General features: G+C 62.3%; 18 protein-coding genes. 10 read left to right on the top strand and 8 right to left on the bottom strand.

Annotated elements, in window-relative coordinates; all coding sequences use genetic code 11:
• The 3 genes from AC0L2X_RS27865 to AC0L2X_RS27855 all read left to right on the top strand — a co-directional run.
• Window positions 1-297: aminotransferase class I/II-fold pyridoxal phosphate-dependent enzyme (locus AC0L2X_RS27865; protein WP_473600716.1), on the top strand; the 297-nt coding region annotated here is incomplete at its 5' end.
• 67 nt (window positions 298-364) lie between these two features.
• Window positions 365-1399 (top strand): L-threonine 3-dehydrogenase, encoded by a 1035-nt coding sequence (gene tdh, locus AC0L2X_RS27860; protein WP_352663022.1) that lies wholly within the window; start codon window positions 365-367, stop codon window positions 1397-1399.
• Window positions 1396-1821 (top strand): hypothetical protein, encoded by a 426-nt coding sequence (locus AC0L2X_RS27855; RefSeq protein WP_473561356.1) that lies wholly within the window; start codon window positions 1396-1398, stop codon window positions 1819-1821. Before tdh ends, AC0L2X_RS27855 begins: the two co-directional genes overlap by 4 nt.
• Here the strand turns inward: AC0L2X_RS27855 and AC0L2X_RS27850 are convergent.
• Window positions 1793-2293, bottom strand: coding sequence for a MarR family winged helix-turn-helix transcriptional regulator (locus AC0L2X_RS27850; protein ID WP_473561385.1), 501 nt, complete (start codon window positions 2291-2293; stop codon window positions 1793-1795). The genes AC0L2X_RS27855 and AC0L2X_RS27850 overlap by 29 nt on opposite strands.
• Before the next feature lie 142 nt (window positions 2294-2435).
• On the opposite strand from AC0L2X_RS27850, the gene hmgA reads away from it, so the two are divergent.
• The 5 genes from hmgA to AC0L2X_RS27825 are packed head-to-tail and all read left to right on the top strand — an operon-like array spanning window position 2436 to window position 6515.
• The gene (gene hmgA / locus AC0L2X_RS27845) at window positions 2436-3749 is read left to right on the top strand and encodes a homogentisate 1,2-dioxygenase (RefSeq protein WP_473561358.1); all 1314 of its coding nucleotides are present in this window, start codon (window positions 2436-2438) and stop codon (window positions 3747-3749) included.
• Window positions 3750-3759: 10 nt separating this feature from the next.
• Window positions 3760-4647 carry an MBL fold metallo-hydrolase gene (locus AC0L2X_RS27840; protein ID WP_473561359.1) on the top strand — a complete coding sequence of 296 codons (888 nt, stop codon included), beginning with the start codon at window positions 3760-3762 and terminating at the stop codon, window positions 4645-4647.
• Entirely contained in the window at window positions 4644-5666 is a 1023-nt protein-coding gene (locus AC0L2X_RS27835; protein ID WP_473561361.1) for a fumarylacetoacetate hydrolase family protein, read from the top strand. Before AC0L2X_RS27840 ends, AC0L2X_RS27835 begins: the two co-directional genes overlap by 4 nt.
• A complete protein-coding gene (locus tag AC0L2X_RS27830) occupies window positions 5663-5956 on the top strand; it encodes a hypothetical protein (RefSeq protein WP_352490144.1) in 294 nt (97 codons plus the stop codon). The genes AC0L2X_RS27835 and AC0L2X_RS27830 overlap by 4 nt, the downstream gene beginning before the upstream one ends.
• Before the next feature lie 4 nt (window positions 5957-5960).
• Window positions 5961-6515, top strand: a complete 555-nt coding sequence (locus AC0L2X_RS27825; RefSeq protein ID WP_473561362.1) for a DinB family protein — start codon at window positions 5961-5963, stop codon at window positions 6513-6515.
• Here AC0L2X_RS27825 and AC0L2X_RS27820 read toward each other — a convergent pair whose 3' ends face one another.
• The 3 genes from AC0L2X_RS27820 to hppD form a co-directional block, all read right to left on the bottom strand.
• A complete protein-coding gene (locus AC0L2X_RS27820) occupies window positions 6516-6893 on the bottom strand; it encodes a type II toxin-antitoxin system VapC family toxin (RefSeq protein WP_473561364.1) in 378 nt (125 codons plus the stop codon). It lies immediately after the preceding gene.
• Window positions 6890-7114 (bottom strand): type II toxin-antitoxin system Phd/YefM family antitoxin, encoded by a 225-nt coding sequence (locus tag AC0L2X_RS27815; RefSeq protein ID WP_023717195.1) that lies wholly within the window; start codon window positions 7112-7114, stop codon window positions 6890-6892. Before AC0L2X_RS27815 ends, AC0L2X_RS27820 begins: the two co-directional genes overlap by 4 nt.
• 69 nt (window positions 7115-7183) lie before the next feature.
• The gene (hppD, locus tag AC0L2X_RS27810) at window positions 7184-8299 is read right to left on the bottom strand and encodes a 4-hydroxyphenylpyruvate dioxygenase (protein ID WP_473561365.1); all 1116 of its coding nucleotides are present in this window, start codon (window positions 8297-8299) and stop codon (window positions 7184-7186) included.
• A gap of 151 nt (window positions 8300-8450) precedes the next feature.
• Here hppD and AC0L2X_RS27805 point away from each other — a divergent pair, with 151 nt between their 5' ends.
• Window positions 8451-8918 (top strand): Lrp/AsnC family transcriptional regulator, encoded by a 468-nt coding sequence (locus tag AC0L2X_RS27805; protein ID WP_254817488.1) that lies wholly within the window; start codon window positions 8451-8453, stop codon window positions 8916-8918.
• Window positions 8919-9136: 218 nt separating this feature from the next.
• On the opposite strand, the gene AC0L2X_RS27800 is transcribed toward AC0L2X_RS27805, so the two are convergent.
• From AC0L2X_RS27800 to aztA, 4 genes are all read right to left on the bottom strand, one after another.
• Window positions 9137-9475 (bottom strand): protein tyrosine phosphatase family protein, encoded by a 339-nt coding sequence (locus tag AC0L2X_RS27800; protein ID WP_352525398.1) that lies wholly within the window; start codon window positions 9473-9475, stop codon window positions 9137-9139.
• A 185-nt stretch (window positions 9476-9660) separates the two neighbouring features.
• Window positions 9661-10602, bottom strand: coding sequence for a zinc ABC transporter substrate-binding protein AztC (gene aztC, locus AC0L2X_RS27795; RefSeq protein WP_473561367.1), 942 nt, complete (start codon window positions 10600-10602; stop codon window positions 9661-9663).
• Window positions 10603-10624: 22 nt separating this feature from the next.
• Window positions 10625-11500, bottom strand: a complete 876-nt coding sequence (gene aztB, locus AC0L2X_RS27790; protein ID WP_473561387.1) for a zinc ABC transporter permease AztB — start codon at window positions 11498-11500, stop codon at window positions 10625-10627.
• Window positions 11500-12306 carry a zinc ABC transporter ATP-binding protein AztA gene (gene aztA / locus AC0L2X_RS27785; RefSeq protein ID WP_473561369.1) on the bottom strand — a complete coding sequence of 269 codons (807 nt, stop codon included), beginning with the start codon at window positions 12304-12306 and terminating at the stop codon, window positions 11500-11502. Before aztA ends, aztB begins: the two co-directional genes overlap by 1 nt.
• Window positions 12307-12518: 212 nt before the next feature.
• On the opposite strand from aztA, the gene AC0L2X_RS27780 reads away from it, so the two are divergent.
• A complete protein-coding gene (locus tag AC0L2X_RS27780) occupies window positions 12519-12863 on the top strand; it encodes a RidA family protein (protein WP_473561371.1) in 345 nt (114 codons plus the stop codon).
• The last annotated feature ends 214 nt before the right edge of the window (window positions 12864-13077 follow it).

The raw sequence follows: 13077 nt of genomic DNA, 5'->3' as shown, positions 1-13077 counted from the left end.
CGCCTATATGCCAACGCAGCGCGGTTTCGCTCCGAGATGGGCAGGCTCGGCTTTACACTGGCCGGCGCCGACCATCCGATCATCCCGGTGATGCTGGGCGACGCGACGCTGGCGCAGGAAATGGCGGCGCGGATGCTGAAGCGCGGTATCTATGTCATCGGCTTCTCCTTCCCAGTGGTGCCGAGGGGCCAGGCGCGTATCCGCACGCAGATGTCGGCCGCCCATTCCAGCGCCGACATCGATCGTGCGGTTGAGGCGTTCGCCGCAGTCGGTCGCGAACTCGGCGTGATTTCCTGAACGGCCGGAACCGAAAAGCGATTCCGGATCAAGAGAGTCAAGCGACCAAGGTTCTGGGGACAAAAGAATGTCGAACATGATGAAGGCGCTGGTCAAGGCCAAGGCCGAGCCGGGCATCTGGATGGAACAAGTGCCGGTGCCGGAAATCGGTCCGAACGACGTGCTGATCAAGATCAGGAAGACGGCGATCTGCGGCACCGACGTCCACATCTACAATTGGGACCAGTGGGCGCAAAAGACCGTGCCGGTGCCGATGGTGACCGGCCACGAATTCGTCGGAACCGTCGCCGATTTCGGCGCGGCCGTCACCGAGTACAAACTCGGCCAGCGTGTTTCCGGTGAAGGCCATATCGTCTGCGGCCATTGCCGCAACTGCCGGGCGGGCAGGGGGCATCTGTGCCGCAACACGCTTGGTGTCGGCGTCAACCGGCCGGGCGCTTTTGGCGAATACCTGGCGATCCCGCAGCACAATGTCGTGCCGATCCCCGATGACGTACCGGACGAGATCGCGGCGATATTCGATCCCTTGGGCAATGCGGTTCACACCGCATTGTCCTTTGATCTCGTCGGCGAGGACGTATTGGTCACCGGCGCCGGGCCGATCGGCATCATGGGCGCACTGGTGGCGCAGTGCGTCGGTGCGCGAAAAGTGGTCATCACCGATATCAACCCGGTGCGCCTGGCACTGGCGAAAAAGCTCGGCGTCCAGCATGTCGTCGACGCATCGAAGGAAAAGCTGCGCGACGTGATGCCGGCGCTCGGCATGACCGAGGGGTTTGACGTCGGCCTCGAAATGTCGGGTGCCGCGCCTGCCTTCCGCGACATGATCGACACCATGAACAATGGCGGCAAGATAGCCATTCTCGGCATCGCGCCGACGGGCTTCGAAATCGACTGGAACAAGGTCATCTTCAAGATGCTGCATCTGAAGGGCATCTACGGCCGCGAAATGTTCGAGACCTGGTACAAGATGATCGCGCTGGTGCAGGGGCCTCTCGACGTCAGCGGCCTGATCACGCACCGTATCGGCATCGACGACTATATTTCGGGTTTCGAGGCGATGAAGAGTGGTAACTCCGGCAAGGTGGTGATGGACTGGTGACGCCATTATCTTTCCGACACCTGAACCTGGATTGGAACGCTGAGCCCAACGCTCCGAATGTAGAACTGACCGTTGAGGATAAAACAGTTCAGCTTACCTTTCTGTTGAACTCATCGGCCTATGAGGCCAGGAGCGGAGAGACAGGAACCCTTCGTTTCATCGGTTGCAGCCGTTGGCGATGGGACTCCACAAATGATCACGCCTGGTTCTCAGGTAAAGGCCTGTACAGCAAGCAGGCTCCCAAATGGGGCGAGTTCTACGAGGTGATCGGCGATAGCCGGTCAATCGGCGACAGCGATTGGGAAATTCTGTCGCAAGATGGACCTAACTCGCGGCAGTTCCTGTTTTATTTTCGCGACGACACGATCGAAGTTGTCGCCGAAGACTGGTCACTTACTCGACAAATGCCAAGCACTGGCTAGCCCTTCGTTCAAAATGATTGGCTTCGATCCCAACCTCGGCTCGTCCCAAACGACCCTCCAGGGCGGCTAATGCTGCCTCAATTGCCGCGCGGTCGCTACTCCTCAGTTTGTCCAGTAACTCCCGCTCGAACGCCTTCGCCAGCGGCACCATCTCGCGATAGGCGGCAACGCCAGCCTTGGTCAGCGCCAGATGCTCGACACGGCGGTCCTTTTCGTCCGGAGTCCGGACGAGCCAGCGGCGCCGCTCGAGTTCGGCGACCGCGCGGGAAACCTTGGTCTTGTGCATGGCCGATTGCTCGCCGAGTGCGGTCGCCGTCATCGTGCCGTGCTGTCCAAGTCCCGCAAGCGTGCGCCATTCGGGCCGGGTCAAGCCGTGGCGGTCCTTGTAGACCCTTGCGAATTCCCGGCTGACGGCATCGGCAAGCCGATAGAGCCGGTAAGGCAGGAAGGATTCGAGTTCGAGGATTTCCATAGTTGGCCCTGACTGGGCATGCTGGCGCCCCATGCCGAAATCACCGTTGATGGTTACATTTTCAATGGTTACAAATGAAACCAATCTGGTCAACCCGGAGCGCCCTCCGGACGCTCCGGGACTACGAATTCGGGAGGATGCCATGGCCTTTTCCTACATGCCGGGTTTCGGCAATGACTTCGAAACCGAGACTTTGCCGGGCTCGCTGCCGCAGGGGCGAAACTCGCCGCAACGGCCGGCCTATGGCCTCTATGCGGAGCAGCTGTCGGGCTCTCCTTTCACTGCGCCGCGCGGCACCAATGAGCGCTCCTGGCTCTATCGGATAAGGCCGAGCGTCAGGCACACCGGTCGCTTCAAAGCGGCGAATTATCCGCTTTGGAAAAGCGCGCCGAATGTCGGCGACCACCAGCTCGCTCTCGGCCAGTACCGCTGGAGCCCCGTACCCATGCCGAAGGTACCGACAGACTTCATCGCCGGCATGCGCTCGATCACCACCGCCGGCGACGTGCTCGGCCAAACCGGCATGGCGGCGCATGTCTATGTCGCCAACCGTTCGATGGCCGACGATCATTTCTTCAACGCCGACGGCGAGTTGCTGGTCGTGCCCCAGGTTGGAGCCTTGCGCTTCGTCACCGAGATGGGTGTTATCGAACTCAGGCCGGGCGAGATTGCCGTGCTGCCGCGTGGTCTGGTGTTCAAGGTCGAACTGGTGGATGCCGAAGTGCGCGGCTATGTCTGCGAGAATTACGGCGCCAAGCTGACGCTGCCGGATCGCGGCCCGATCGGCGCCAACTGCCTGGCCAATCCGCGCGATTTCAAGACACCCTGTGCCTGGTTCGAGGACAAGGAGACGCCGTGCCGGCTGATCGCGAAATGGTGTGGTCAGTTCCATGTCACCGAGATCGACCATTCGCCGCTGGATGTGGTGGCGTGGCACGGCAATTATTCGCCCTACAAATATGATCTTGCGACCTTTTCGCCGGTCGGCGCGATCCTGTTCGACCACCCCGATCCATCGATCTTCACCGTGCTGACCGCGCCGAGCGGCGAGGAAGGCACCGCCAATACCGATTTCGTCATCTTCCCGCCGCGCTGGCTTGTGGCGGAAAACACTTTCCGGCCGCCCTGGTATCACCGCAACATCATGAGCGAGTTCATGGGCCTGATCCACGGCCAGTACGATGCCAAGGAAGAGGGCTTCGTGCCCGGCGGCATCAGCCTGCACAACATGATGCTGGCTCACGGACCCGATGCGTCTGGCTTCGAAAAAGCCTCGCGCGCGGAGCTGAAACCGGTCAAGCTCGACAACACCATGGCCTTCATGTTCGAGACACGCTTTCCGCAGATGGTGACCCGCTATGGCGCCGAGCTCGAAACCCGGCAGGACAATTACATCGACTGCTGGGCCGATCTGAAGAAACGCTTCAACGGCACGCCCGAGGGCGACTGGTCTTGAGCGCCGTCGCATGACGGATCGTCTGGTGCTTCTCGGCTCGAAGGGTGGTCCGGCGCTCCGGCCGGGCGGACCGTGGCCGAGTTCGTCGCTGCTGGAGATTGGCGGCCGCACCCTCGTCGTCGATTGCGGGCTGGGCGTAACGCGCGGGTTGACCGACGCCGGCGTCAGTCTGAAGGCGCTCGACCTGATCTTCATCACGCATTTGCACTCCGACCATGTGCTGGAACTCGGACCTCTCATCCACACCGCCTGGACGGCCGGCCTGGCGGCGCCCGTCACTTTGTTCGGCCCGCCCGGCATCGGCCATTATTGGCAGCGCTTTTGCCAGGCAATGGAATTCGACATCGAGATCCGCATCGCCGATGAAGGCAGGCCGGATCTCCGCGACCTGGTGTCGATCGTCGAGTTTGCTGAAGGCCAAGTGGCCGAAGAGCGCGGTCTCAAAATATCGGCCTTGCGCGTCGACCACCCGCCGGTGACGGACTGCTTTGCGCTGCGCTTCGATCATGCGGGGCAAGGCGTCGTCTTTTCGTCGGATACGGCGTTCTTTCCGCCATTGGCGGATTTCGCCGAGGGCGCCGACGTTCTGGTCCACGAGGCCGTGCTGGAAGAAGGCATCGAGCGGCTGGTTGCTAAGACCGGCAATGGTGCAAGGCTAAGAGAACACCTGCTTGCCAGCCATAGCTTTGCCGAGGAGGCCGGCCGCATCGCCAGCGATGCAGGCGTCAAAAGACTGGTCCTCAACCACCTCATTCCGGCCGACGATCCCGAGATTGGCGAGGCCGACTGGATTGCCGCCGTCAGGAAAACATGGGCCGGCGACTTGACGATCGCCCGCGACGGCCTTGTTGTGGAATTAAGCAGCGCCAAAGCTGCGCCAGGAGAGGAAACCGCATGAAGCTTGCCACATTGAAGGACGGGACGCGCGACGGAAAGATCGTCGTTGTCTCGCGCGACCTGACGCGGTTTACCGACGCTTCGTTCCTGGTGCGGACGCTGCAGGCCGCGCTCGACGACTGGCATCGGATCGCGCCGCATCTCGCTGCGATGGCCGAATCTCTGGAGAATAATGCAGTGCCGTCGGCCCGCTTTCACGAGCATGACGCCCATTCGCCGCTGCCGCGCGCCTACCAATGGGCCGACGGCTCGGCCTATGTGAACCACGTCGAGCTGGTGCGGAAGGCGCGCGGCGCCGAGATGCCGGCAAGCTTCTGGACCGATCCGCTGATCTACCAGGGCGGCTCGGACGCTTTCCTCGCACCGCGCGACCCAATCCGCATGACCGACGAGACCCTTGGCATCGACCTGGAAGGCGAGGTCGCTGTCATTGTCGACGACGTGCCGATGGGTGCAGGCCTCGATGAGGCGCGGGCAGCGATCCGGCTGGTCATGCTGGTCAACGACGTGACGCTGCGCGGCCTGACCGGACCCGAACTCGCCAAGGGGTTCGGCTTCTACCAGTCGAAACCGTCATCAGCCTTTTCGCCGGTGGCGGTAACGCCGGACGAACTCGGCGATGCCTGGGACGGCGGCAAGGTCAGCCTGCCGCTGTTGGTCGATGTCAACGGCAAACCGTTCGGCCGGGCGAACGCCGGCATCGACATGACCTTCGACTTTCCGGCGTTGATTGTTCATGCCGCAAAAACGCGGCCGCTGGCTGCCGGCACCATTGTCGGTTCGGGCACCGTCTCCAACAAGCTCGATGGCGGGCCGGGCAAGCCTGTCTCGGCAGGCGGCGCCGGCTATTCCTGTATCGCCGAGTTGCGTATGATCGAGACCATCGAAGCCGGCGAACCGAAAACGCCGTTCCTGCGCTTTGGTGATACCGTGCGCATCGAGATGAAGGACAGGGGCGGGCATTCGATCTTCGGCGCCATCGAGCAGAAGGTCGAGAAATACGAGGGGGCAAGAGAGTGACGGGCGAGACATTCTATCTGCTGTGCGGTGTCTGGGCACTTGCCATGCTGGCGATCTTCATCCTGGCGATCCGGCTGAGCTATCGCATCGAGGCGCGCTCGCCCGGCCTGACCAATCGCAGCGGCTTTCCGCGCAAGGCGATGATGTTCCACACCGTCACCAACACGAACGTCGCAGGCGACGAGGAAACGCAGGCCATGCGGCGGCGCATGATCGGGCTGCTGCTGATTGTTCTCGCTGGATTTGCTCTCATGTGGGCAGGTGTGTCTTTGGTCCAGTTACCGGCGTGAAGTCATGGACCTGCTCGGTCATTTCCGCCGCATGGCGCGCAACAATCTGTGGTCCAACGACCGGCTCTATCGTGCCGTGCTGCAGCTTGAGCCTGGCGAATTCGAGGCCGAACGAACCAGCTTCTTCCCATCGATCAAGGCAACGCTGAACCATATCCTGGCGGTCGATTATCTCTATCTCGATTTTCTCGAAGAGGGCGGCCTCGGCGCCGCCGCCTATGATGAGTTCTTGCTCTTCGACGAAGCGGACGCGCTCGTCGGCAAGCGGGCGGAGGCCGACCGGCGGCTGATCGCTTTTTGCGACCGCCTGTCGACGGACGATATCGAGCGCCGCGTCGTCACCGACCGGCGCGAGGACGGTATGATCCCTGAGCGCATCGGCGACCTGCTCGCCCATCTCTTCATCCACGACATCCATCATCGCGGCCAGGTGCACGCGATGCTGTCCGGCACCTCGGTCGCGCCGCCGCAACTCGACGAGTTCTTCCTCGATTACGATGTTAAGTTGAGGAAAGCCGAAGTCGAGCGGCTGGGACTGCGAGACCAACTGCTTGGCTAATTATGCCAAAGCCACATCGTAACTGGCGAAATGCGGGTCGGATGTAAGGATGGTGAGATTCTCCATTTGCGCCTGCGCAATCAGAAGTCTGTCGAACGGATCACCATGGTGGTGGGGTAGGCTGCCGACGGCGTTTGCGTGCTGATAGGTAACGGCGAGCGGCTGAAATTGCATCCTTGGAAGCAGCGTCGACAGGTCGTCCGGCGCATCGAGTTTTCTGATCGAACGTTTGATGGCGATTTCCCAGACGCTTGCCGCGCTCGCGAACACCACCGCTTCCGAAGCCAGAATAGCGCGGTGGTGCTCGCTGAGACGCCGATCGTCCGAAATCGACCAGAGGATGATGTGTGTGTCGGCGAGAAACGGGCCGACCGTCATTTCACGTACTCATCCCACTCGGGACCGAGTTCATCAAAATCGTCCGCAATCCAGATCTTGCCCTTCAATGCGCCGATGCGCGGCAGGGATTCGGCCACTGCCGGAGGTACGATACGCGCCGCCACCTTGCCGTGGCGTGTGAGCACGATCTCCTCGCCGGCTTCCGCGCGGCTGACGAGTTCCGACAATTTGGCTTTGGCTTCGGCAATGGAAACATTCATGACGCGATCCTTTATGACCAGAATTTAGGTCATAACTGATCAAACCACAAGCCACCTCGGCCGAGCTGGCTACGCTGCCTTGCCGTCCACCTTCAGCACGCCGCGCTTGATCTGGTCCTGCTCGATCGATTCGAACAGAGCGCGGAAATTGCCCTCGCCAAAACCTTCGTCGCCCTTCCTCTGGATGAACTCGAAGAAGATCGGGCCGATCACGGTTTTCGAAAAAATCTGCAGCAGGATCTTGGTCGTGCCGCCGTCGACGACGCCTTCGCCGTCGATCAGGATACCGTGCTTCTTCATGCGCTCGATCGGCTCTTCATGGCCGTTCACACGGGCATAAGACATCTCGTAATAGGTCTCCGGCGGTCCCGGCATGAACTTCAGGCCGTTGGCGGCCAGCCTGTCGGTGGCGCCATAAATGTCGTCGGTGCCGACGGCGATGTGCTGGATGCCCTCGCCATTGTACTTCTTCAGATATTCGGCGATCTGGCTGGTCTCGTCCTTGGACTCGTTCAGCGGGATGCGGATCTTGCCGCAGGGCGAGGTGATGGCGCGGCTGACCAGGCCGGTGATCTTGCCGTCGATGTCGAAGAAATGGATCTGCTTGAAACCGAACAGGTCGCGGTAGAAATCCCACCATCTGTCCATCTGGCCGCGATAGACATTGTGGGTCAGGTGGTCGAGATAATAGAAGCCGACGCCTTCCGGCCTGGGGTCACGCTCGCCCAGCCAGTCGAACTCGGCGTCATAGGCCGAGCCCTTCTCGCCGTAGGTTTCGATGAAATAGAGCAGCGATCCGCCGATACCGACGATCGCCGGTACATCAAGCGCCTTGTCGGCGCCTTCATAGGGCGTCGCGCCCTTGGCCACCGCGTGATCGAAGGCATGCCTGGCATCGACCACCCGCCACGCCATCGAGGCCGCGCAAGGGCCGTGCTTATCGACGAATTTCATCGCATGCGAGCCGGGCTCGGCATTGACGACATAGTTGATGTCGCCCTGCCGCCAGACGGTGATGTCCTTGCTGCGGTGCTTGGCCACCGGCACATAACCCATGCGGGTGAACAGCTCGGCGAGCTTTTCCGGCTCGGCATGCGCGAATTCGACGAATTCGAAGCCGTCGGTACCGGCGGGATTGGTTTTGCTGATCTTGGCGGGCGGTGCGTCGTGCGGGAAGGGACCCATGGCATTGCTCCGAAATCTGGCCCGAAATCTGGCATTGGCCGCGTCGGCCATTTCTGCCCAATCATAGCGCGGAGCGAGTGCAAATTGCTTGCATTCAAACGCTTGAAATGGTCTGGTCATGCGCGAGTTGTGCACTGCGGAGCCGAAATTCATGGATGAGGCGCGCATCGACCAGTTTGACCGCAAGATAATGGCTCTGCTGCAGGGCGATGCACGGCTGACCAACAACGACCTGTCGGAACGGGTGAACCTGTCAGCGTCGCAATGCTCGCGCCGTCGCCAGCGGCTGGAGGAGGACGGTTATATCAAGGGCTACCGGGCAGTGCTCGACCGCGACAAGCTCGGCTTTTCCCTGGTCAACGTCATTTCGGTGACGCTCGCCACCCACAACCGCGACAATGCGCGGCGTTTCGGCGAATTGGTCGCGCGGCTGCCGCAGGTGCAGGAGGCGCATGCGCTGACGGGCGAGATGGACTACATATTGAAGGTGGTGACGCCCGATCTCAAATCATTGTCGGAATTCGTCAACAGCGTGCTCCTGCCGCACGAATCGGTGCAGCACGTGAAGACGGCGATCGTGCTGGAGACGCTAAAGGAAACCGGCGCGCTGCCGATTTAGGCTGGGTGAATTGAGCGCGATATGTCGGAGGGACAGCACCCCCGTCTGGCCTGCCGGCCATCTCCCCCGCAAGGGGGGAGATCGGCAGCTCTGACCTCGTGCCCCACTCCGCAACATTGAAAATTGGCGAAAGCCAACGCGGCATCCAATCTCCCCACTTGCGGGGGAGATGTCCGGCAGGACAGAGGGGGGTGCGAAGGATCGCGGCGGCTAGCCAGTCACCCCTTCTGCTGCTGGATCAGCCCATAAAGATTGGTGCAGCGGGCGCCGGACCGGCAATAGGCGAAGACCGGGCCCTCGAGTTCGTCGAGCGCCTCGGCCTGGTCCTCGACATTCTCGGCCGTGATCTGGCCGCTGATGACCGGGATGTAGCGGAAGGCGAGCCCAGCGCCCTCGACCGCCGCCTTGACGGTGTCGGCCGACGGCTGTCCCGGCTGCTCGTCGTCCGGCCGGTTGCAGATCACGCTCTTGAAGCCGGCGGCCTTGATGGTCGCGACATCCTCGGGCTGGATCTGGCCGGAGACCGAATAGTCCTCGCTGATCTGACGGTATTCCATGGCGGTGTCCTCGCAATCTGGTTAGCGGCAGTCTTGCCACTCCCTGACCCGGTCGGCAATCCGCGCGAAAAGAAATCCATCCGCGCAGATAGAGATTTCGATGCCGGAAATCCAGCCGGACTAACGCCGCACGTCGCCAGGACGCATCATGCGCCAGCCCGGCCGGATGAACCGGATCGGTCGGCTCAGCTGCCGAGGATCGCGCCTTTGATCTGGGCGATGTTGTTGTGCATCAGGTCGATATAGGTCGCGGCCGGGCCGTCGGGCTGTGACAGCGCATCGGAATAGAGCGTGCCGCCCACCTTGATGCCGGTCTCGCTGGCGATCTGCTCGATCAGCCGCGGGTTGGTGATGTTCTCGACGAAGATCGCCGCCGCCTTGTCCTGCTTCACCTGGCCGACCAGCTTGGCCACGTCGGCGGCGGAGGGCTCCGACTCGGTCGACACGCCTTCCGGGGCCAGGAACGTCAAGCCGTAGGCCTTTTCGAAATAGCCGAAGGCGTCGTGCGAGGTGATGACGACGCGCTTCTCTTGCGGGATCGACTGGATCGCCGCCTGCACTTCGCCCTCAAGCATATCGAGCTTTTGCGTATAGGCGGCTGCATTGGCTTTGTAGCTGTCGCAACCCGCAGCGTCGGCCGTGCAAAAGGCGTCGGCGATGTTCTTCACATAGATCTTGGCATTGGCGATCGACTGGAAGGCATGCGGATCGGTGACCGTCTTGCCACCATCGGTTTCCGCGCCTTCGGCGGCATCGGCCTCGGCGAATTCGGGTTTGAAATTGATCGGCGTTACCCCCTTGGTCAGCACGGCAATCGAAGCCTTGGTGGCGCTCGCGTCGACCAGGCGCTGCAGAAAACCTTCGAAATGCAGGCCGTTGACCAGCACGATGTCGGCCTTGGCCATCGCCACCGCATCGGCGGGACTCGGCTCGTAGACATGGGCGTCGCCGTCCGGCCCGACGATGGTGGTCAGATCGATCCTGTCGCCGCCGACATTTTTGGCGAAATCGGCGATGATGGTGAAGCTGGCGACCACTTTCAACGGCTCAGCAAAGGCCGACGACGCGCTAAGGGCGGTTAATGTTATAACGCTCACGGCCAATGCGGCGCGGATCGATTTCAGCATGGACAGGTTCTCCTTGTTGGGATCAGGCAGTTCTGTGGCGGTGATGGACGATGCGGGCGCGCAGGATGCCGCGCGTGCCGAACAGGATCGAGGCGAAATAGACGACGCCGGCGGACAGGATGATGGCCGGGCCGGAGGGCAGCGATGCATGGTAGGATAACAGCAGTCCGGCAATGCAGGAGGCAAAGCCGATCACTGTGGCCAGCACGCACATAGGCTCGACGCGCGAGGTCCAGAAACGGGCGGCCGCTGCCGGCAGCATCATCAGCCCGACCGACAGCAAGGTGCCGAGCGCCTGGAAGCCGCCGACGAGGTTGAGCACGACGAGGCCGAGAAAGATGAAATGCACCGGGCTGCCCATCCGGCTGACCGAGCGCAGGAACAAAGGGTCGAGGCATTCGGCGACGAGCGCCCGCCAGAAGATGGCGAGGCTGGCCAGCGTCACCGATACGATGCCGCCGATCAGCGTTAGCGCCTCGTTGTTGAGCGCCAGCACGGTGCCGAACAGCACATGCATGAGATCGACGCTGGAGCCGCGGACCGACACCATGAGCACGCCGATAGCCAGCGAAATCAGATAGAAGGCCGCCATCGAGGCGTCCTCGCGCTGGATGGTGAAGCGCGAGACGGCGCCGGCGCCGAGCGCCACGATGATGCCGGCGATCAGTCCGCCGATCGTCATCGGCAGGATTTCCAGGCCATAGAACAGGAAGCCCGCGGCAGCTCCGGGCAGGATGGCATGCGCCATGGCGTCGCCTGACAGGCTCATGCGCCGCAGCATCAGGAACACGCCGACCGGGCAAGCGCCGAGCGATAACATCATCGAACCAGCGAGCGCCCGCTGCATGAAGGCGTAGTCGGCGAAAGGAGCGACGAAAAGACCATAAAGCACGTCCATCATGCCGCCCTCGGCCCGGAGCCGTGATGATGGTCGTGGCTGTGCTCGTGGCTGCCGTGCTCGTGATCATGCTCGCCGGGCTCACACCAAGGCGCGTTGTCTTCCCAGGCTTCGTGGAAGCGGCGCGCGCGCAACAGATTCTCCGGCCGCAGCGTCTCTTTGGTCTCGCCCCAGGCGACCGGCTGGCGCGCCAGGAGCAGCGTTTCGGGGAAATTCTGCCGCACCAGATCGAGATCGTGGACGACCACCAAGATTGTGCGTTCCTCGCCGTGCCAGCGCTTGATCAGCGCGATCAGGTCGCCGACGGTCTTGCTGTCGACGGCATTGAACGGCTCGTCGAGCAGGATGAGCTCGGCATCCTGCAACAGCACGCGGGCAAACAGGGTGCGCTGCAGCTGGCCGCCTGACAACGTGTCGATCGGGCGCTTCTCGAAACCGCCGAGGCCGACGGCCATCAGCGCCTTGCTGACCGAGTCGCGGTCTTCTCTTGTATAACGGCCGAGCATGCCGCGCCGCGGCCACAGGCCCAGCGAAACCAGGTCGACGACCCGGGCCGGAAAGGAGCGGTCCAGTTCCGATTGCTGCGGCAGATAGGCGGCGCGCACGCCGGGTGCCCGGATCACCGCACCGGCCATCGGCTTCAGGACGCCGACGATGCCCTTCATCAGCGTCGACTTGCCGGAGCCGTTGGCGCCGACGACCGCCGTCAACGACCCCTTGCGGATCGTACCATCGAGGTGGTGGATCGCTGGGTGGCTGTTGTAGCCCAGCGTCAGGTCGCGGAAGGTCAGGCAGGTTTGGCTCATGTGACGATCCATGGGGCGACGATCGGTGCTGCAGGGGCGGATTCGATATGTGATGTTATTACATTAGTCAACAAGCCAATCGGGCGGAATTGCGGCCGGACCGTCTTGTTGTGTGCTTTGGCTTGGCTCAAGAGGTTCCGCTCGAGCCACCTTGCCCCCGGCGAACCCGGCCCCTAAACAGGCGCAGCTGACAAGAGGAGAAGGAATATCCAATGAGCATTCGTCGCATCGATGTAGGCCCGCGCATGAGCCAGATCGTCATCCACGGCAACACCGTCTATCTGGCCGGTCAGGTCGGCAAGCCGGGCGGAAACGTCGGTGCCCAGACCAGGGACATTCTGGCGGCGATCGACGAATTGCTGGCCAAGGCCGGCACCGACAAGACCAAGATCCTGCAGGCGATCATCTGGCTGGCCGACATGAGCACCTTTGCCGAGATGAACGCGGAGTGGGACAAATGGGTACCACAGGGCAACACGCCGGCCCGCGCCACCGGCGAAGCGAAACTTGCCGGACCGGAATATCTGGTCGAGATTATTATTACTGCGGCGATTTGAGAATGCGGCTCTAACCCTCCCCCTCGAGGGGAGGGTCGGCGAGTAGTCGAAGCGAAGCGGAGACTGCGAGACGGGGTGGGGTCGGCGAGGTTGCTCCGGGGCCCCCCCCCCCCCCCCCACACCCCCCCGGGGGGGATTTTTGGGGGCCCCCCCCCCCCAGGGGGGGGGGGGGGGGGGGGCACCCGCCCGCCGGGGGGCCCGCCCCCCCCCCGGG

It is taken from the genome of Mesorhizobium sp. WSM4828, from assembly GCF_055811175.1.
Note: the sequence above shows the minus strand (reverse complement) of the source record. Positions and strands in the feature narration are given on the sequence as shown.